13 protein-coding genes and 1 pseudogene are annotated in these 19,318 nt (G+C 51.7%); 13 read left to right on the plus strand and 1 reads right to left on the minus strand.

Annotated elements, in window-relative coordinates; translation table 11 throughout:
- Window positions 1–4: 4 nt before the first annotated feature.
- From purF to BMZ36_RS00995, 13 genes and pseudogenes are all read left to right on the plus strand, one after another.
- Window positions 5–1,549: an amidophosphoribosyltransferase gene (purF, locus tag BMZ36_RS00935; RefSeq protein ID WP_091189809.1), complete on the plus strand. Its 1,545-nt coding sequence runs from the start codon at window positions 5–7 to the stop codon at window positions 1,547–1,549.
- 246 nt (window positions 1,550–1,795) lie between these two features.
- Window positions 1,796–2,974 carry an O-succinylhomoserine sulfhydrylase gene (locus tag BMZ36_RS00940; protein ID WP_091189811.1) on the plus strand — a complete coding sequence of 393 codons (1,179 nt, stop codon included), beginning with the start codon at window positions 1,796–1,798 and terminating at the stop codon, window positions 2,972–2,974.
- Window positions 2,975–3,153: 179 nt separating this feature from the next.
- On the plus strand, window positions 3,154–4,842 hold the full coding sequence (locus BMZ36_RS00945) for a sensor histidine kinase (protein ID WP_091189813.1): 1,689 nt from the start codon (window positions 3,154–3,156) through the stop codon (window positions 4,840–4,842).
- Window positions 4,843–4,844: 2 nt separating this feature from the next.
- Window positions 4,845–5,561: a two-component system response regulator BtsR gene (gene btsR, locus BMZ36_RS00950; RefSeq protein WP_091189995.1), complete on the plus strand. Its 717-nt coding sequence runs from the start codon at window positions 4,845–4,847 to the stop codon at window positions 5,559–5,561.
- A 265-nt stretch (window positions 5,562–5,826) separates the two neighbouring features.
- Window positions 5,827–7,614, plus strand: coding sequence for a carbon starvation CstA family protein (locus BMZ36_RS00955; RefSeq protein ID WP_091189815.1), 1,788 nt, complete (start codon window positions 5,827–5,829; stop codon window positions 7,612–7,614).
- A gap of 129 nt (window positions 7,615–7,743) precedes the next feature.
- Window positions 7,744–8,076, plus strand: coding sequence for a CC/Se motif family (seleno)protein (locus tag BMZ36_RS00960; protein ID WP_091189818.1), 333 nt, complete (start codon window positions 7,744–7,746; stop codon window positions 8,074–8,076).
- 55 nt (window positions 8,077–8,131) lie between these two features.
- Window positions 8,132–8,650 (plus strand): hypothetical protein, encoded by a 519-nt coding sequence (locus BMZ36_RS00965; RefSeq protein ID WP_091189821.1) that lies wholly within the window; start codon window positions 8,132–8,134, stop codon window positions 8,648–8,650.
- Between the two features lie 262 nt (window positions 8,651–8,912).
- Window positions 8,913–9,306: pseudogene (gene tnpA / locus BMZ36_RS00970) on the plus strand (IS200/IS605 family transposase).
- Window positions 9,307–9,615: 309 nt separating this feature from the next.
- Window positions 9,616–10,314: a cache domain-containing protein gene (locus BMZ36_RS00975; protein ID WP_143085937.1), complete on the plus strand. Its 699-nt coding sequence runs from the start codon at window positions 9,616–9,618 to the stop codon at window positions 10,312–10,314.
- Window positions 10,307–11,944 carry a methyl-accepting chemotaxis protein gene (locus BMZ36_RS00980; protein ID WP_177187722.1) on the plus strand — a complete coding sequence of 546 codons (1,638 nt, stop codon included), beginning with the start codon at window positions 10,307–10,309 and terminating at the stop codon, window positions 11,942–11,944. The genes BMZ36_RS00975 and BMZ36_RS00980 overlap by 8 nt, the downstream gene beginning before the upstream one ends.
- Window positions 11,945–12,011: 67 nt before the next feature.
- Entirely contained in the window at window positions 12,012–14,237 is a 2,226-nt protein-coding gene (locus tag BMZ36_RS00985) for an EAL domain-containing protein (protein WP_091189828.1), read from the plus strand.
- On the plus strand, window positions 14,234–15,355 hold the full coding sequence (locus BMZ36_RS00990; RefSeq protein WP_091189832.1) for an ABC transporter substrate-binding protein: 1,122 nt from the start codon (window positions 14,234–14,236) through the stop codon (window positions 15,353–15,355). The genes BMZ36_RS00985 and BMZ36_RS00990 overlap by 4 nt, the downstream gene beginning before the upstream one ends.
- Window positions 15,352–17,715, plus strand: a complete 2,364-nt coding sequence (locus tag BMZ36_RS00995) for an ATP-binding protein (RefSeq protein WP_091189835.1) — start codon at window positions 15,352–15,354, stop codon at window positions 17,713–17,715. Before BMZ36_RS00990 ends, BMZ36_RS00995 begins: the two co-directional genes overlap by 4 nt.
- 203 nt (window positions 17,716–17,918) lie before the next feature.
- Here the strand turns inward: BMZ36_RS00995 and gltA are convergent, their stop codons facing one another.
- Window positions 17,919–19,220 (minus strand): citrate synthase, encoded by a 1,302-nt coding sequence (gltA, locus tag BMZ36_RS01000; protein WP_091189839.1) that lies wholly within the window; start codon window positions 19,218–19,220, stop codon window positions 17,919–17,921.
- Between the last annotated feature and the right edge of the window lie 98 nt (window positions 19,221–19,318).

Here is a 19,318-nt window from a genome sequence, read left to right on the forward strand (position 1 = left end):
TGCTATGTGTGGCATTATCGGTGTAGTCGCCCAAACTCCGGTCAACCAGCTTCTTTACGATGGGCTGCTGATGCTGCAGCACCGCGGGCAGGATGCCGCCGGTATCGTTACCGCGGAAGGGCATGTCCTGCACATGCACAAAGGGCAAGGCCTGGTACGCGACGTGTTCCGCACCCGCAACATGCGCTCGCTGATGGGCAACGCCGGGATCGGTCATGTGCGTTACCCGACGGCAGGCTCGGCTTCCAGCGTGGCCGAGGCACAGCCGTTCTATGTCAACAGCCCGTTCGGCATCGTGCTGGCGCACAACGGCAACCTGACCAACGACAAGCAGCTCAAGGACGAGATGTACCGCACCGATTTGCGGCACATCAATACCAACTCCGATTCCGAGGCACTGCTCAACGTTTTCGCCCACGAGCTTTCGAGCCGCACCAAGGGCCCGCAGCTCGATCCGGACACCATTTTCGATGCCATTACCGCTGTGCACCAGCGGGTCAAGGGTGCCTACGGCGTGGTCGCGATCATCGCCGGTTATGGTTTGGTGGCTTTCCGCGATCCGTTCGGGATTCGTCCGCTGGTGATGGGGCGTCATGAAACCCTGGCTGGCCACGAGTATCTGGTTTCCTCCGAATCGGTGGCACTGGATACGCTGGGATTCAAGATGTGGCGCGATGTCGAACCGGGCGAAGCCGTGTTCATTACCTTCGAAGGCCAGTTCCATTGTCGCCAGTGTCATCCGACCCCGAAACTCGTGCCGTGCATTTTCGAGCATGTCTATTTCGCCCGCCCGGATACGGTGATCGACGGGATTTCGGTCTACGAAGCGCGCATGAAGATGGGCGAGCGCCTTGCCGACAAGGTCACGCGCGTGCTGCCGGAAATGGACATCGACGTGGTGATCCCGATTCCCGACACCAGCCGCTCCTCGGCATTGCAGCTTGCGAACCATCTGGGCGTTTCTTTCCGCGAGGGATTCATCAAGAACCGCTATATCGGCCGTACCTTCATCATGCCGGGGCAGGCGACCCGCAAGAAATCGGTGCGCCAGAAACTCAACCCGATTGGCATTGAATTTCAGGGCAAGAACGTGCTGCTGGTCGATGATTCGATCGTGCGCGGTACCACTTCCAAGGAAATCGTCATGATGGCGCGCGAAGCGGGCGCAAAGAAGGTTTACCTCGCTTCGGCTGCTCCGCCCGTCAAGTTCCCGCACGTTTACGGCATCGACATGCCGACCCGTGGCGAACTGATCGCAACCGGCCGCAACGATGTGGAAATTGCCCATGAAATCGGAGCGGATGCCGTGATCTACCAGGATCTGGATCAATTGGTTGCCGCCTGTTGCGATGCCAGCGGCGGCCGCATCACCGAGTTCGAAACCTCCTGTTTCGATGGCAAGTACATTGCCGGTGACGTGACCGATGCCTATCTCGATGCGCTGGAAGCCAAGCGTATTTCGCCGCTGTCCAAGAAATTCAAGGAAGGCGATGGCGACAGCCGGGTGCTGGATCTCAATATCGGGGTGGCCGAGCAGAACCTGATTTGATTTGGTTATTTGCTAGGATGTCTTAAGTATTTGTGGTTTGATCGAACGGGAGCTAGGCTCCCGTTTGTTTTATCAGAACCTGTTCACAATCTGTCGCGAGAAGCCGTCAGCGGGGTGCAGAGCAGCGCAAAAACCGGAGTGTACAAGGAGTACATGAGGATTTTGAGCAGCGCATGAGCCCCGATCACGGCTTCGCAGCAAGATTGTGAACAGGCACTCAGACAATCGAGATTGCGAGACGACACGATGATCGAAGAATTCGACGACCTGCACCCGGAAACCGTGGCCCTGCGTGCCGGCACCCGGCCGACCCCGTACGGCGAGCATTCCGATGCCCTGTTCCTCACCTCCAGCTTTCTTGTGGACGATGCCGAGGATGCCGCGCTGAAGTTCTCCGGACAAGCGCCGGGCTACACTTATTCCCGGTTCGGCAACCCGACCGTGACCGCTTTCGAGGAACGCCTGGCTGCGCTGGATGGCGCGGAGCGCGCACAGGGTACGGCCTCCGGCATGGCTGCGATTCTGGCGGTGTGTCTTTCCCATCTCAAGGCCGGCGACCATATCCTGGCCTCGAGTGGGTTGTTCGGCGCGACGATCCAGTTGTTCAATGCCTACCTGACCCGCTTTGGGGTCGAGGTCAGCTATGTCTCGCCCACCGATCCCTCGGCCTGGCGTGCGGCGGTGCGTCCCAATACCCGGCTGTTTTTCGTTGAAACGCCGTCCAACCCGCTGACCGATATCGCTGATCTTGCCTCGCTCGCGGCGATTGCCCATGAGCACGGTGCAATGCTGGTGGTGGACAACAGTTTCTGTACCCCGGCCTTGCAGCGTCCGCTTGCTTTCGGTGCCGATCTGGTCGTTTATTCCGCGACCAAGTACCTCGACGGGCAGGGGCGGGTGCTGGGGGGCGCGGTCTGTGGCTCCAAGGTTTTGGTTGATCCCGTTTATCTCTTCTTGCGTACGGCCGGGCCTTCGTTGGCCCCGTTCAATGCCTGGGTATTGCTCAAGGGGTTGGAAACCCTGCCGCTGCGTATGAAAGCCCACTCGGAGAATGCACTGAAGCTGGCGCAATGGCTGGAAGTGCAGCCGGGGGTGGAGAAAGTGTTCTACCCGGGACTGGCCAGCCATCCGCAATTTGAGCTGGCCCAACGCCAGCAATCGGCCGGCGGGGGCGTGGTGTCGTTCGAGGTCAAGGGCGGGCGCGAGGCCGCGTGGAAGGTGATCGACAGCGTGCAACTGATTTCGCGCACTTCCAATCTGGGCGATGTTCGTTCTACCATTACCCACCCGGCCACGACCACGCACGGTCGCCTGACGCCGGAAGCGCGCGCTGCCGCCGGCATCAACGAAGGCCTGATCCGCGTAGCGGTAGGGCTGGAGCATATCGACGATCTGGTGAAGGACTTGGCACGCGGTCTGCCGTGACCGGTACGGCTAAGAACCTGTTCACGATCTGTCGCGAGAAGCCGTCAGCGGGGTGAAGAGCAGCGCAGGAACCGGAGTTTATGCGGATAAATGAGGATTCCGAGCAGCACATGAGCCCCGATCACGGTTTCGCAGCAAGATCGTGAACAGGTTCTAACAAGGAGTAGAAGGAAAACAGCATGCCCGTCAGTACATTCACCCTTCTGATCTCCCTGCTGCAGCAGATGTGCGTCTATCTGGTCATCGCCTATCTGCTCAGCAAAACCCCGCTTTTCATGCCCCTGATGCAAATCACGGTGCGATTGCCGCACAAGGTGCTTTCGTACCTGATGTTCTCCGGCTTTTGCATCATGGGCACCTATTTCGGTTTGCAGACCGAGGATGCGATTGCCAATACCCGCGCCATCGGCGCCGTCATGGGGGGGCTCCTGAGCGGACCGGTAACCGGTTTTTTCATCGGCCTGACGGGCGGGGTACATCGCTACACGATGGGCGGTTTTACCGATCTGGCCTGCGCCATTTCGACGACGGTCGAAGGATTGCTGGGTGGATTGGTGCACAGCGTCCTGTTGCATCGCCGGCGTGTCGACCTGCTTTTCAAACCCTCGCTGGTGTTTGTCGTGACAGTGGTGGCTGAAATCCTGCAGATGATCATCCTGCTGCTGGTGGCCAAGCCTTACTCGCAAGCCTTGACGCTCGTCAAGCATATTGCTTTGCCAATGATGTTGACCAATGCTTTTGGTGCAGCAATGTTCATGCGGCTGATCCTGGATCGTAAAGCGACGTTAGAGAAATACTCGGTGGCTTTTTCCACCAAGGCCTTGCGCATTGCAGAACGCTCGGTGGGCGCGTTGTTGCAGGGGTTTGACGAACAGCGTTGCGCCGAAGTGGCGCGCATCGTACAGGAGGAAACCGGTGTTGGTGCAGTGGCGATTACCGATCGCGAGAAATTGCTGGCATTCATCGGTATCGGCGCAGACCACCACATACCGGGAACGCCAATCTCTTCCCCGCATACGCTGGAAGCCATTGCTCGCAACGAGGTGGTGTACGCCGATGGCAACGAAGTGCCTTACCAGTGCTCAATCTCGAAAAACTGCAAGCTGGGGTCGTCGCTGGTGATTCCGTTGCGCGGCGAAAATAACAGCGTTATCGGCACGATCAAGCTCTACGAACCCAAGCACAAGCTTTTTTCGAATCTCAACCGCACGCTGGGCGAAGGTATTGCCCGCCTGTTGTCCAATCAGATTTTGTCCGGCAAGCTTGAAGAGCAGAAGCAGTTGCTGGCGCAGTCCGAAATCAAGTTGTTGCAGGCACAGATCAACCCGCATTTCCTGTTCAACGCGCTCAATACCCTGGCAGCTGTGATCCGGCGCGACCCTGACGAGGCGCGGCAACTGGTGCAGTATCTCTCCACCTTTTTCCGCAAAAGCCTGAAGCGGCCGGGCAATGAAGTGAATCTCAAGGACGAGATCGAGCATGTGGATGCCTATCTGCAGATCGAACAGGCGCGTTTTGCCGGTCGGCTTGATGTGCAGATGGAAGTGCCCGATGATCTGCTCAACGTGCGTCTGCCGGCTTTTACCTTGCAGCCGATCGTCGAGAACGCCATCAAATACGGCATCTCGCAGATGCTGGAGCCGGGACAGGTACGTATCGGAGCCGTGCGCGAAGCCGGCGATTTATGTCTGTGGGTTGAGGACAATGCCGGCTTGTATCGTCCGGCGGAAAGCAACGATGGCTTGGGGATGAACATCGTGGATCGCCGCATCAAGATTCGCCACGGCGAACAATATGGCGTAACGGTAGAATGCGAGCCGGAACAGTTGACCCGAGTGACCATTCGCTTGCCGATCGAGGAGGTTTGACCGTGTTGAATGTACTCATCATCGATGATGAAGCCCCTGCGCGTGAAGAACTGCGCGCCTTGTTGCAGGCCGAACCGGATATCGAGATCGTGGACGAAGCGGCCAATGCCATCGAAGGCTTGGCAGCCATCAACCGTTTGCATCCGGATGTTGTGTTCCTCGATATCCAGATGCCGCGCATAAGCGGGCTGGAAATGCTGTCCATGCTCGACAAGGCCAGCATGCCGCGCGTCGTATTCGTGACCGCTTACGATGAGTACGCGCTCAATGCGTTCGAGGAGCACGCGACCGACTACCTGCTCAAACCCGTCGATCCGGTACGCTTGGCCAAGACGCTGGAGTGGCTGCGTTCCGGCAAGACCCAAACGCCGCATCCCGCATTTGTTCCGCCCGCCCAGATTCGCCAGATACCCTGCTATGCACGTAACCGCATCATCCTGATGCGTATCGAAGAGGTCGAGTTCATCCACAGTGAGTTGTCCGGAGTGCAGGTCGTTTGTGCCGCCCAGACCGGGCAGACCGAACTGACGCTCAAGACGCTGGAAGAAAAAACACCGCTGCTGCGCTGCCATCGGCAGTATCTGGTCAACCCCGAGCATATCGGCGAGATCGTGCTGCAGGAAAACGGCGGGGCCGAGATTGTTACCCGCTCCGGCAGGAAGGTTCCGGTAAGCCGGCGCTACCTGCGTGAACTTAAAGAATACCTGCATATTCCCTGAGTCTTGGAGCGCGTTCATGGTCTTGTAGCGAGGCCATGATCAGGGCCCCTGCAGAGCGCTTTACCTTCTTGCAACAGACTTGAACAGCTTCTGAGGCGGCAGAACAGATTCATCCCCGCCGCTCAGTCGTTGATTTAAACCTCTTAATTCCCCTCTAGGCCGCTGGCGATTTTATCCACTCTGGGCTAACACAAAAGAATAGATTGGTAATCGAGAATCCGGAAACGGGTTTTTCAATTCTATTTTTTAAAGGAGTGAGCGGATCATGAATGCTTTGACATTGATCATCGCCGTCAGCTGTATTCTGGTCATTGCGTACCGGTTATATGGCGGATTTGTTGCGGCGAAGGTGCTTGCGCTGGATAGTAGCCGAGTAACGCCAGCGCATGAGTTCAATAACGGATCGGACTATGTTCCGATGAACAAGTGGGTGGCATTTGGCCACCATTTTGCTGCGATTGCGGCTGCCGGGCCGCTGGTCGGTCCGATCCTGGCGGCGCAGTTCGGTTTCCTGCCGGGCACGATCTGGTTGCTGGTAGGCGCCGTAATCGGTGGCGCCGTGCATGACATGGTGATCCTGTTCGCCTCTGTTCGCCATAAGGGCCAGTCGCTGTCGGAAATCGCCAAGGCGGAAATCGGCCCGGTTGCCGGTATCGCTGTTGGGTTGGCAATTCTGTTTACCATTACCATCACGATGGCCGGTTTGTCGCTGGTTGTGGTGCATGCGCTCAAGCACAACCCGTGGGGCACCTTCACCGTTTTCATGACTATTCCCATTGCCATGCTCGTGGGTACGATCATGAGGGCTCGCCCGGACAAGCTGACCCATGCCACAGTTCTTGGGATGGCGCTTATCCTGCTGGTTGTGGCATTTGGTCCGTACATCAAGGGTACTGCAATCGGCAACTTCTTTGATTTGAGCGAAACCGGCGTGAAGCTGGCTCTGCCGATCTATGCCTTCTTCGCAGCGGCCCTGCCGGTCTGGTTCCTGCTTGCTCCGCGCGATTACCTGTCTTCCTACATGAAGATCGGTACGATCGGCGCTTTGGCTCTGGGCATCATCTTTGTAAATCCGATGATGCACATGCCGGCTGTGACAGACTTTATCTACGGTGGTGGCCCGATCATCAAGGGACCGGTCTGGCCGTTCGTTTCAATCACCATTGCTTGCGGCGCGATTTCCGGCTTCCATGCCCTGATCGGTTCCGGTACCACGCCGAAGATGATCGACAACGAAAAGGATATCCTGCTGGTCGGTTTCGGCGGCATGCTGATGGAAACTTTCGTGGCCTTCATGGCGCTGATCGCGGCCTGTGCCCTGCATCCGGGTGACTACTTTGCCATCAACTCCACCCCGGCCGTGTTCCAGAAGCTCGGCATGACCGTAGTCGATCTGCAGATGTTGTCCCAAATGGTCGGCATGGACCTCGCAGGTCGTACCGGCGGAGCAGTCACGCTGGCGGTCGGCATGGCTTCGATCTTCTCCAGTCTGCCGGGCATGAAGCACCTGATGTCCTACTGGTACAACTTCGCCATCCTGTTCGAAGCCGTGTTCATCCTGACCGCGATCGATGCCGGCACCCGCGTAGCCCGTTACATCGTGCAGGATTTCTTCGGCCAGGCTATCCCGAAGCTCAAGGATAACGACTGGAAGCCGGGTGTGATCGGGTCCAGCGTTTTTGTGACCTTCCTCTGGGGTTACCTGCTGTTCGGTGGCGATATTTCCTCCGTCTGGCCGTTGTTCGGCGTGTCGAACCAGTTGCTGGCATCCATTGCATTGGCCTTGGGCACCAGCCTGATCCTGCGTCGCAGCAGCAATGTCTGGTACGGCTTGGTGACTTTTGTGCCGCTGGTATATCTGTTTACCTCGGTGCTGACAGCCGGTTACTGGATTATCGTCAACCAGTACCTGCCGACGCATAACTATCTCAACACGATTCTCTCGTCGATCATGATGGGATTGGCAATCATCGTCATGGTTGATGCCTCCAAGAAGTGGCTCGACATGATCCGTAAAAGATTGAGCGGTGATTTGGCCGCCCAGCAAGTCTGATTTGATTGATGTACGCCGGCAAGAGCAAGTTAATCCTTGCTCTTGCCGGAGCGCAGAAATCTATCCCCAAGTAAATTTACATGTCAATTTTATGAAACGGGTTGCATTGCCAGAATGGGTGGCTAAGGTTTGGCTGCATTTTTGATTGGCGATGTTTTTATAAAAGAGGTGATGGAGATGCTTAGTCTTTCCGGAGATGCGCTTGCACTGATCGAAAAAAAGCAAATGCCCGTCACGATCGGTATTCCGCCATCAATCAATGGTTGTTGCATAGAAGTCACGGAATGTCCCAGTGTTGTGTTTGGCGTCCCGCAGCAAATGTCTGAATACACGATGCAGTCCATACAGGGTGTTGTTGTGTATGTGCCAAAGTGCCTGAATTTGAATCGCCCTCTGGCTATTCGCAGCAAGAAAATTATGGGAATTGAATGGCTTTATATGGATGGTTGGAAGTTGGTATGAGGTTGTAGGTTTGCTTTAACAGTTCTTGCGTTGCTAACCACAAGAGAGGTGCGCCATGAATGAAGTCAAAAAAATGCTTTTCCTGCAGCAGCGGTTTCATATTTTGTCGCTGTTTTCCAATTCAAAATCACAATGCAATATCACGCCAGCCTACGCATATGCCTGGTTTGCGGGGGTTTATCCAAGCCAAAGCAAAACGGCAGTTTGGCACTTGCCGTACAAAGATCAGTTTGAAATAAACGATGAAGCTATTAATAGCCTGCATGAACTGCTGTCTGATCGCTGGAGTGCCAAAAATCCAATCGGTTTTCTGGAGCTGGAAGGGCATCTTGGATTTGTGCACCAAGGGGAAGTATGGAGCAGCGTTGTAGAGGAAATTGCAGGCAAATCGTTGATTGAGCAGGCGTTTTCAACCGGTGGTTGGAATAGAAGCAAGTTGTGCAAGGCTTGCCGATATTTGTATCTGACCAATTGTTTGGATGCGGATTTATGGGGGGTGTTGTTGGAGAGAACGCCTGAGCTTGCAAGTGTTGTTACCGGAGAATTTGGGGCCGGCGATATTTGTTTTGAATAAATATGTAATTGGCAAACAAACTACGTTCCGGGGGCGTGGTTTGTTTGCGCTGGTGGCTAATATGGAAATTAGCCTTGTTGATTGATGGATAAATGCGATGGATGCAAATTGATGGCGGTGGCGTAAATTTTTGACAAGTTTAAACCAATTTGTAAATCCTCCCCGGCTTTGTCAGGGAGACAGTAAAAGTTTTACGTTTACGGGCGTCCATTAGTGAGACTCCGGAAGTGAGCTGCCAAGCACACTCAAAAGGAGTTTCACGCTGAATGATTACGAAAGCCTAAGTCACAGCCGGTGGGAGTGCAAATGCCAGATGGTATTCATCCCGAAATGCCGGAGGAAGTCATTATATGAAACATTGTGCCCGCATCTGGGTGTAGTGTTTTGTCGACTGGCTCTGCAAAAAGAAAGCCAGATACTGGAAGGGCACCTGATGCCAGATCATGCGCACAATGCAGATTGCGATCCAGCCGAAGTATGCGGTATCGCAGGTGGTGGGCTACATCAAGGGCAAGAGTGCAATCCATCTTGTACGGGTGTACGCGGAGTGCCAGAGAAATTTGGTTGGGCTGCACTTCAGGGCTCGTGATTATTTTGTTTCGACGGTTGATCAAGACGAAGAAGTGGTACGCCGCAACATCCGGGATCAGGAATAGGAAGATGAGTTTCTGGATCGGTTCAATCTCCATTGAAGCATGCCGCCAGTGGGCGGTGCAAAGAAAGGGGTCGCGTTAGCGACCCTGCCAGCCGCTTTGAACGGTTCACATAATGAAGCCCGCCGACTTTTTCGGAGGGTGGTTACTGAAATGTAAATTTGTTTGTGTTGTTGTTTTCTGTTGTTAATACATGCTGTTTGTACATAAACCTGCCAGTCGCCTTTGTTGATCCTGTTTCTGTTTTTTCTACATGATTTTAGGTGTTTTTTGAGTGTTGTTTAAATTAAAACTGCAAAATTGGGGGCGGTCATGTTTTGTGTGTTTAAAACAAGGCTATTTAAAGTAGCTGTTTTTGTGCTTGTGGTGATTTCTTTGTTGGCTGCATTTGCGAAATTGCGCCATGACAGCATAGTTTCTGAACGCAAGGCATCCATTCGAGTTGCTTCTGAATCTGCTTATAATATTATTGCATATTATTACGGTCAAGAGTCCGTTGGCTTGCCGCGCGTGGAGGCCCAGAGGCGTGCCCTGGACGAAATATCGCGAATTCGTTACGGAGGGGATGATGCCAGGACAGAGTATCTTTATGTGTATCGGATGGATGGTGTAAATCTTCATCATGTAAGAAAAGAACTGATAGGTACAAATGTTGCGGCGATGTTGCGTGATGCCAATGGCAATTATCCTGTAAAAGATCTTATTAATGCGCTGCAGGATAAGAAAAGTGCATATGTTGAATCCATGTTTCCGCGCGAAAACGATTGGAGACCAGTCGTAAAACTTCAATATGTGATGCGTTTTGAACCTTGGGATTGGTTTGTTGGCACAGGTGTGTGGATGGATGATGTTGAAAAGCAGCGTGATATGTATTACTGGATTTTAGTGTTTGCATTTTCATTTGTTGGTTTGTGTGTTTCGGTCGTTGTTGTATGGAAGTGGGTTGTTTCTGTTAGCCAAACCAGGCTTGATTCTTTGAATGTTGATAAAAGCGGGGGTGAAAATGCTTGACAGAATTAATTTAAAAACAAAAATGGTATTGATCCTTGTTTGTGCAGGGGTCTCGGTCTTGGTGTTGCTGGCGGCTGCCGCTATCCAGCAGCGAAATGCGCTGATTGAAGGGCGCAAGGCAATGATTCGCGCTATTACAGAATCCGCGTACAATGTTCTTGATTATTATAAGAATCAAGAATCTTTAGGAATGAGTAGTGATCTTGCCCAGAAAGCCGCCTTGGCTGACATTGGGCGAATTCGCTACGGCGGTAATGACGGCAAAACAGAATATCTTTATGTTTATAAAATGGATGGCGTTAATCTTCAGCACATAAGAAAGGATTTGATTGGTACCAATGTCGCAAATGCTCTGCGCGATGCAAATGGTAGATACCCGGTTAAGGACCTAATAGATTCTCTTCAAGGAAATAATTCGGCGTACGTTAATTCCATGTTCCCCAGGAAGCAGGGTGAGGCCGCAGTCCCAAAACTGCAGTTTGTGATGAGTTTTGAGCCTTGGGGGTGGTTTGTCGGTACGGGTGCATGGATGGACGATATAGATCTACAATATCGCAATGATTTGCTGTTTGCTGCTGGTGTGTTTTTGGTTGTATTGTTTGTTATGGGTTGCATTATATGGATAATTGCAAAAAGCATATTAAGGCAAATAGGTGGTGAGCCTCATGTTGGAATAGAAATTATGAATAAGGCAGCACAGGGTGATCTTACTTCTGATTTTGAAAATGCTTGGCCAAACAGTATGCTTGCATCATTTGGGGTTGCGCAAGAGTCTATTCGAAAAATGGTGAGTGATATCCGGGTTGGAGGGGATCGCATGCGCGGCGGTGCAAACAGAATTTCCGGGGTGTCGCAAGAAGTTGTGCAATCCGCTAAGTCGCAGGTTGATTCTACTTCTGCAATTGCTTCAACTATTCAAGAAATGACTGTAAGTATTCACCATATTTCCGATTCTGCCAGAGAAACCAAAAAATCTTCAGAAGAAACCGTTCGGTTGGCAGAAAAAGGACAAACTCTGGTATTCAGCACCATGGATGGAATTAATTATTTATCAGAAACGGTGCGTGATGCTGCAGATCGAGTATCTGTTCTTGAAGATCGAGCGACAAAAATAGGGACAATTACCTCTGTTATCAAAGAAATTGCAGGGCAGACCAACCTTCTGGCATTAAATGCAGCAATCGAGGCAGCACGTGCTGGCGAGCAGGGACGTGGATTTGCTGTGGTTGCCGATGAGGTACGAAAGCTTGCTGAACGTACATCATGTGCTACGGTAGAAATAGAGGCCATGGTTGGTGCAATACAGCAAGAAATGTTGACTGTCACAGGAATTATGCAATCTGCGCTGCCTCAGGTTGCAGAAGGATCACGGCTGGCAGGAGACGCCGCCCACACATTGAAGGCGATCAAATGCGGGGCGGATGCTGCACTGTCGCGTACCAATGAGGTTGCGGAGGCCATGAAGGAACAAAGTCTTGCTTCTACAAGTATTGCTCAACGCGTAGAAGAAATAGCGCATATGGTTGAGCAGACACATATGAAAATTCAGCAAATTTCCAACATTGCATCGGGTGAGCTTGTAGATATATCAGATGAGTTGGATAGGCAAATAAGCCGCTTCAGGGTTTAATTGTGTCGCGATGGATGTTAATTTGATTTGCATTTAATCGCCGCAATTTCTCAATTTGGAGAAAGTCATGAGTGGCGTAGATGGTTTTTTCGATGAAGGTGATGAGCTTCTCAAGTTTGAAGATGAGATCGCAAAAGGATTGCAAAGGGAGTCTGCTGAGCCATGGCATATTTTGATAGTTGACGATGATGAAGATGTTCATCAGGCTACTGAATTTGCGTTGAATGGTGTGTTTATTCTTGATCGCCCCCTGAATTTTTTGCATGCCTATAGTGCTAAAGAGGCACTTGATATTCTGCGTCAAAAAAATGATATTGCTGTCATTCTTCTTGATGTTGTAATGGAGTCAGAAAATGCAGGGTTGGTTGCGGTAGGCGTTATCCGGGATGAGCTCGGCCTTGCAAATCCTCGTATAGTGCTACGTACTGGCCAGCCAGGTTATGCTCCAGAAATTGAAACTATTCGTCGCTATGATATTAACGATTACAAGACAAAGAATGAGCTGACACGTTCCAAGCTTTATACTACTTTGACGGCGGCCGTGCGTTCTTTTGATCAACTCCTTCGCTTGGATGCCAGTCGAAAGGGGCTTGAACAAATTGTTTTGGCAAGTAATCAACTTATTATGGAAAAGGGAGTCAAAAATTTTTCCTCCGGTGTCATTATGCAAATGGCGGCGCTTGTCGGTGTCAAGCCGGAAGGGATGGTCTGTGCCTGTGCAGAAAATAACGCCACTTTAGATCAGTGCACTGTATTAGCAGCCACTGGCATGTTCTCTGCTCTGATTGGACATCGTTTGGCTGACATTGACGAACCACGGATCAAAAATAGCCTTGCTCGTTGCCTGAGCGAACATCGCAATCTGGTTGAAGAAGACCACATGGTACTTTTTTTTGCCGGGCACAATTTGTGTGATTTTGCTGCTTTCATAGACAGCAATATACCTTTGCGAGAGATTGACCATCACTTGCTTGAAGTCTTTTGTACCAACATCGCCATCTGTGGCGATAATGTCAAACTGGTCGAGAAGTTGCGCGATTTGGCCTATATCGACCCAATTCTCAATTTGCCCAACCGAAGTTATTTTATTGAGGCCATTGAACGAGCCTTGGCGGAAGGCAGAGTTCCTCAGGTTGTTGCGCTGCTTGATGTGGACCAGTTTGCTGAAATAAATGATATGTTTGGATACCACTACGGCGATCTGTTGCTTGATGCAATTGCCAGGCGTTTGGAGAGGCGTTTCGGTGGAGGTGCTGTTATAGCGCGTATTAGCAATGATACGTTTGCTATTTTCGGTGACGCAGTTGAGGTAAATCCGGAAAGTATGCAACCGCTTCTTAATCCAAGTTTCAATATTGAAGGTGTAGAGAGGCCTGTAAGCATGTCTGCCGGGTTTGTACATGCTAAGTCAGGAGATGATGGCGCAACATTGCTGAAAAATGCTTCTATTGCTATTAAGAGAGCAAAAGAGTGTGGTTTGGGGCAGTTTGCCTGGTATTCGCCTGACGTTGCTGCTGCATCTCGAGAACGTGTGCAATTGCTACAGGACTTAAGGCAGGCGTTAAAGCAAGAAATGCTTTATCTTGTTTATCAGCCACAAATTGATTTGAATACAAAAAAGGTGGTTGGTGTTGAGGCTCTGATGCGTTGGTGCACGGCAGAGGAAAAGTTCATTTCTCCCGAGCTTTTTGTCTCGGTCGCAGAGCAGTCTGGCTTGATTATCAATCTTGGGATGTGGGCTCTACGTACAGCACTACATGCCGTCCGCCATATTCAAGATAGAGGATATACCGATATCCGTATGGCTGTTAATGTATCAACCAACCAACTTCGCCAAGCAAATTTTGTAGAAGAAGTTAATGCCGCACTATGCGATAGTGGTGTTAATCCCGAAATGCTTGAGTTGGAAATTACTGAATCAGTGGCGGTGCTGGGTTATTCTTTTGTAGAGAAAAAAATTAATGTCTTGCGTGGTATGGGTATTTCTATTGCAATTGATGATTTTGGTACGGGGTATTCATCCCTTTCGTATCTTGGACGTTTGCCAGTTAATCGCTTGAAGATTGATCGATCTTTTATTTTGTCACTTGCTTCTGATATTAATAACTTTAATATCCCGCAAATGGTTGTGCTGCTTGGCCATCAACTCAATATGAAAGTTATTGCTGAAGGTGTTGAGACGGGACGCCAGGTCGAGGTTCTTCGGCAAATCGGGTGTGACGAGGCGCAGGGATTTCTATATGCAAGGGGAATGACTCTTTCTGAATTGCTTCCATGGCTGGATAATCAATGATATTAAGTGCCCTGCGTATAATGATTTTATTATTATCTTTTTGTGTTTTCGGCTGCAATCAGCCCCAGCCAGTCAAGATTGGTTTTGTTGGGACTCTGACCGGACGCGGTGCAGATTACGGCATGTCTGGCCGCAACGGCGTTTTGCTGGCTGTTGAAGAAATGAACACCAATGGCGGCCTGAACGGAAAACCCGTTGAATTGCTGGTGCGCGACGATGCCCAAGACACGCAGGCGGCAATCCGCGCTATTGAAGAGCTTGCGGCGGAAAAAGTTGATGCTGTCATTGGCGGGATGACCAGTGGGATGACTCTGGCCATGTGGCCGGTTGCCAACCGCCTGCAAGTTGTTCTGGTTAGCCCGACTGCGACCGCCGACGAATTAGTCGGGCACGATGATTGGCTATTTCGTCTGTCTTCGCCGACCAGTGTTCATGCGAAGCGCGATGCCGATTTTCATTTTGAGAAGAAAGGGCGTCGTCGCATTGCAGTAGCCTATGAGAAGACGTCCAATCGATTATACACCGAGGGATATCTGAAAGATTTCAGTACTGTTTTTACTACCCGAGGGGGAGTAATCACACGAACAATTGCTTTTGATGCGGGTGTCGATACTGATCTAAATATGATTATAAAAAAATTGTTGGAGAGTAAACCAGATGCCTTGCTATTTATTGCGAACTCTGTTGATACCATTCAGCTCGTGCAAATTGCTAGACGGTACTCGAAAGAAATACCATTGATTGGCTCGGGTTGGGCCGGAACTGAGGATTTTCTTGAACTCGGAGGACGCTCGATAGAGGGCGTGTATGTGAGTCAGTATTTTAATCGTGACGACAAAACTCCTGCTTACATTAGTTTTGCAAAGGCCTATGAAAAACGTTTCCGTGAGCCCCCGGGTTTTGGCGCTGCTGCGGCTTATGATTCGGCCCGCACCGTACTTGATGCCATGAGTCGCAAGTCGAGGGGGATGAAATTGCGAGAGGCACTGCTAACTTTAGGGCCTTTCCCTGGCACGCAATGTCCGATTGTCTTTGACCGTTTTGGTGACGCCAATCGGCCTTCTGCTGTCACGGCCGTCCGTAATCAACAATTTATCGTCGAGGCGGTTGTCCAGTGAAAAAATGGTCCCTACGGACTTCCCTTGTTCTGCTGCTCACATTTAGTACGTTGACCACTTTTGTGTTGGCGGGAGTTGGCACGCTCGTCTTTCGACTTCCCCAAATTTCTGCTGAGAGTCGTGCGAACGCTTTTCGCGAAGCGCAGGAGCTTTCCTATTTACTCGAGTACTACTTGAGTGGTATCGAGACCCAACTGCAACTGGCTTCAGCGCTTACTGTGGGTGGGCCTCTGCTTGAGAAAATTCCAGAGGAGCATCTGGACGCAATTATCGGCGATGGAAAACAGCTCGAAGCCGTTTATGTCATTGATGAAAATGGCCGCATTGAGGGTATAGGTCTTACGCCTGCTCGCCGAAAGGCTCGTAGCATTTCCAGTGCTGGTGATTTTTCCACTAACCGTCTATTCAGGGTGGCAAAAGAATCCGGGCAAATTACTTGGAGCGACAAGTATCTTTCCTCAATTACCGGAGGTATTGCTATCGGTGTTGCCATTCCGTCTGGCAAACACATGATCATTGGCGAAATTGCGCCGCAAGTCTTGACCGATACGATTCGCACGATCGGTCAACGCAATCCTCACTCAATATTGGTGGTCGATTCGCGTGGCGAATGGATCGCAGACAATCTCCTCGGTGGCGGGCGTCACTTTGATAACCGGGCTGGCCACCCAGCCGTTCAGGCCGCGCTGAGTAACAGAGATACTCCAGAAAAAAGTGAGTTTCTTGGCCTGACGCAACATGTGGGCTACGCGGTTTCTTCCCATCTCAAGTGGGCATTTTTAATTGGCATCCCTGCAGGTATGGATAATCCGGCCTTTCGTGCGACTGTGTTCTTGGTGGTCGGAACCTGCACTGCATCGCTGCTTATTGGTCTGTTTCTGGCTGTTTTTTATGCTACGCAAGTGACTCGTCCGCTGCGCCACTTGCTTGATCGCACCCATCAACTCGCGAATGGTAACTTCGGGGCGACACATATTGAATCCAGTATTGTCGAGCTTGATATGTTGGCAGGTGATATGGAGGGTATGGCTAGAGCCATTCAGGAGCGCCAAAAAAATGTTGAAGACGCTGCACGTCAACTTGAAAACAGCGAACGGGAATTGATAGCGATTTTCAATGCCTCTCCGGTGGCCATGTTGGTTGCAGATCCCGATCGCGATTATAGTTTTGTCGCTGTCAATGAAGTTTGGACAAGACAATTTGGCCGTACTCGGGAAGAAGTCATTGGTCTTAACGGCAGTCAATTCGGTTTTTGGCAGAGCAATGAAGATCGTCAACGGTTTCTCGCTGAGCAAGAACGTGTAGGTAAGGTAGATGGTCAGGAATTATGGATGCGCCGGGCTGACGGTAGCCAGTTGCTTTGTCGAATTTCTGGACGGCTGATAGATACTGGGGGGCAGCGCTTCGTGATTATGGTGCTCGAAGATATCACTGAGCGTCGGCTTATTGAACAGGAAATTCGTGAGCTCAACACAGAACTGGAAGAGCGAGTACGCCGACGTACGGAAGATCTTCAACAAGCCAACCTTGAACTGGGAAAAACTCTCGAACATTTAACCACTACGCAGGAAGAATTGGTTCGCTCGGAAAAGCTGGCAGCGCTAGGACGTCTTGTCGCCGGCGTCGCGCACGAACTAAATACGCCAATTGGCAATGGCTTGATGGCTGCGACTACTTTTCGCGACCAGTTTCGCGAATTTCGCGAAAGACTTTCCATTGGACTAAAGCGTTCAGATTTAAATGGTTTTTTGACTACAGCTGAGACTGCAAGTGACATCATAGTGCGCAACCTGGAGCGTGGAGCCGGTTTAATCAACAGCTTTAAGCGCTTGGCCGTAGATCAGACCAGCGCACAGTGCCGGTTGTTTATTCTGTCTGAAACGGTAAATGAAGTTTTAACAATTCTGCACCCGACGCTAAAGCGTACGCCTTACATCGTAGAAACCGACATTCCCAGCAATATTGAACTTGAAAACGAGCCAGGTGCTCTTGAGCAAGTGCTGACCAATTTAATCAACAATGCCGTTCTTCATGGCTTTGAAGGGCGGGATCATGGCCTGATTCGCATCAGTGCCTCGATTGCCAATGATAACTGGGTGCACATTATTTTTAGCGATGATGGGAAGGGGATGAACGATGAAATCCTTTCGCACATTTTTGATCCATTTTTTACCACCAAATTTGGTCAGGGCGGTTCAGGTCTTGGTTTGCATATTGTGCATAATGCTGTCACAGGCATACTTGGAGGGAGTATCAAGGTCGAAAGCTCGCCAGACAATGGAACTCGCTTCGATATATTTATCCCCGTGGTGCGCCAAAAGCTGAACCGTCCTGGGTCTGATGAAGGCTCTAATTCTTGAGAAGATAGAACCGACGTCGGAGCATGAATAAACAGTCAAGGACTCCCCCGAAGTTTGCGGGTGTGCTGTGCGTATGGTGGCCGAGTGTCGCGGTATCATTCCTCTCAATGGCCCGCTTTTTCGGTTCTCAATACAGGACAAGAGCGGGGTTGCAGCCCCGCTCTTGTTTTTGTGTCGACAGGAGGATCGATGCAGAAAAAAGCTTAACGCATATCCTTGGTCACAACATTTCGCCGCTGCGCCCCCACATACAACTGCCGTGGCCGGCCGATCTTCTGCTCCGGATCGTGGATCATCTCGTTCCACTGCGCGATCCAGCCGATGGTGCGGGCCATGGCGAAGATGCCGGTGAAGAGCGAAACGGGGATGCCGATGGCTTTCTGCACGATGCCGGAATAGAAATCCACGTTCGGATACAGCTTGCGGCTCACGAAGTAGTCGTCTTCCAGCGCAATGCGTTCCAGTTCCAGCGCCAGCTTGAACAAGGGATCGTTCTGCAAGCCCAACTCGTTCAGCACCTCATGGCAGGTTTCGCGCATCAAGGTGGCGCGCGGATCGAAGTTCTTGTAGACCCGGTGCCCGAACCCCATCAGTTTGGTATTGGAATTCTTGTCCTTCACCTGCTTGATGAATTCCCCGATCTTCTCGACCCCGCCCTGGCGTTGGATGTCGAACAGCATGTTCAGACACGCCTCGTTGGCCCCGCCATGCGCCGGCCCCCACAGGCAGGCAATGCCCGAAGCGATACAGGCATACGGATTGGCCCCCGACGACCCCGACAGGCGCACCGTCGAAGTCGAAGCGTTCTGTTCATGATCCGCATGCAGGATCAGGATGCGATCCAGCGCCCGTGCCAGTACCGGATTCGGCGTATACGGCCCGCAGGGTGTGGCAAACATCATGTGCAGGAAGTTCTCCGCGTAATTCAGTTCATTGCGCGGATACATGAACGGCTGGCCCACCGTGTACTTGTAGGCCATCGCCACGATGGTCGGCATCTTCGCCACCAGCCGTGTCGCCGCCAGTAAGCGGTGCTCCGGATTGGTGATGTCGAGCGAATCCTGATAGTAGGCCGACAACGCCCCGACCACCCCGACCAGAATCGCCATCGGATGCGCATCGCGGCGGAAGCCCTGGTACAGGCGCATGAGCTGCTCGTGCACCATGGTATGGCGCTTCACGGTGGTCACGTAATCGTCGTACTGCGTCGCGGTCGGCAACTCGCCGTTCTTGATCAGGTAGCAGGTTTCCAGGTAGTCACAGTGCGTGGCCAGTTGCTCGATGGGGTAGCCGCGATAGAGCAGTTCGCCCTTGTCGCCGTCGATGTAGGTGATCGCCGAGGAGCAAGATGCCGTCGACATGTAGCCCGGGTCGAAGGTGAACGCGCCGGTATTGCCATACAGGCTGCGGATGTCGATAGCCTCCGGGCCGATGGTGCCGGCGACGATGGGCAGTTCATAAACCTTGTCCTTGTAGGTCAAGGTGGCATGGTTGGGCTGGATCATGGGCGTCTCCCTGGCGTCTGGGTACGATGATGGGCATCAAGGACTCACATGGCGCGAGCTCGTGCGGCTAAAAATTTAAATAGATTTAAATTTGTTTA

The sequence above is a fragment of the Formivibrio citricus genome, assembly GCF_900115065.1.
In the GTDB taxonomy this organism is placed as follows: domain Bacteria; phylum Pseudomonadota; class Gammaproteobacteria; order Burkholderiales; family Chitinibacteraceae; genus Formivibrio; species Formivibrio citricus.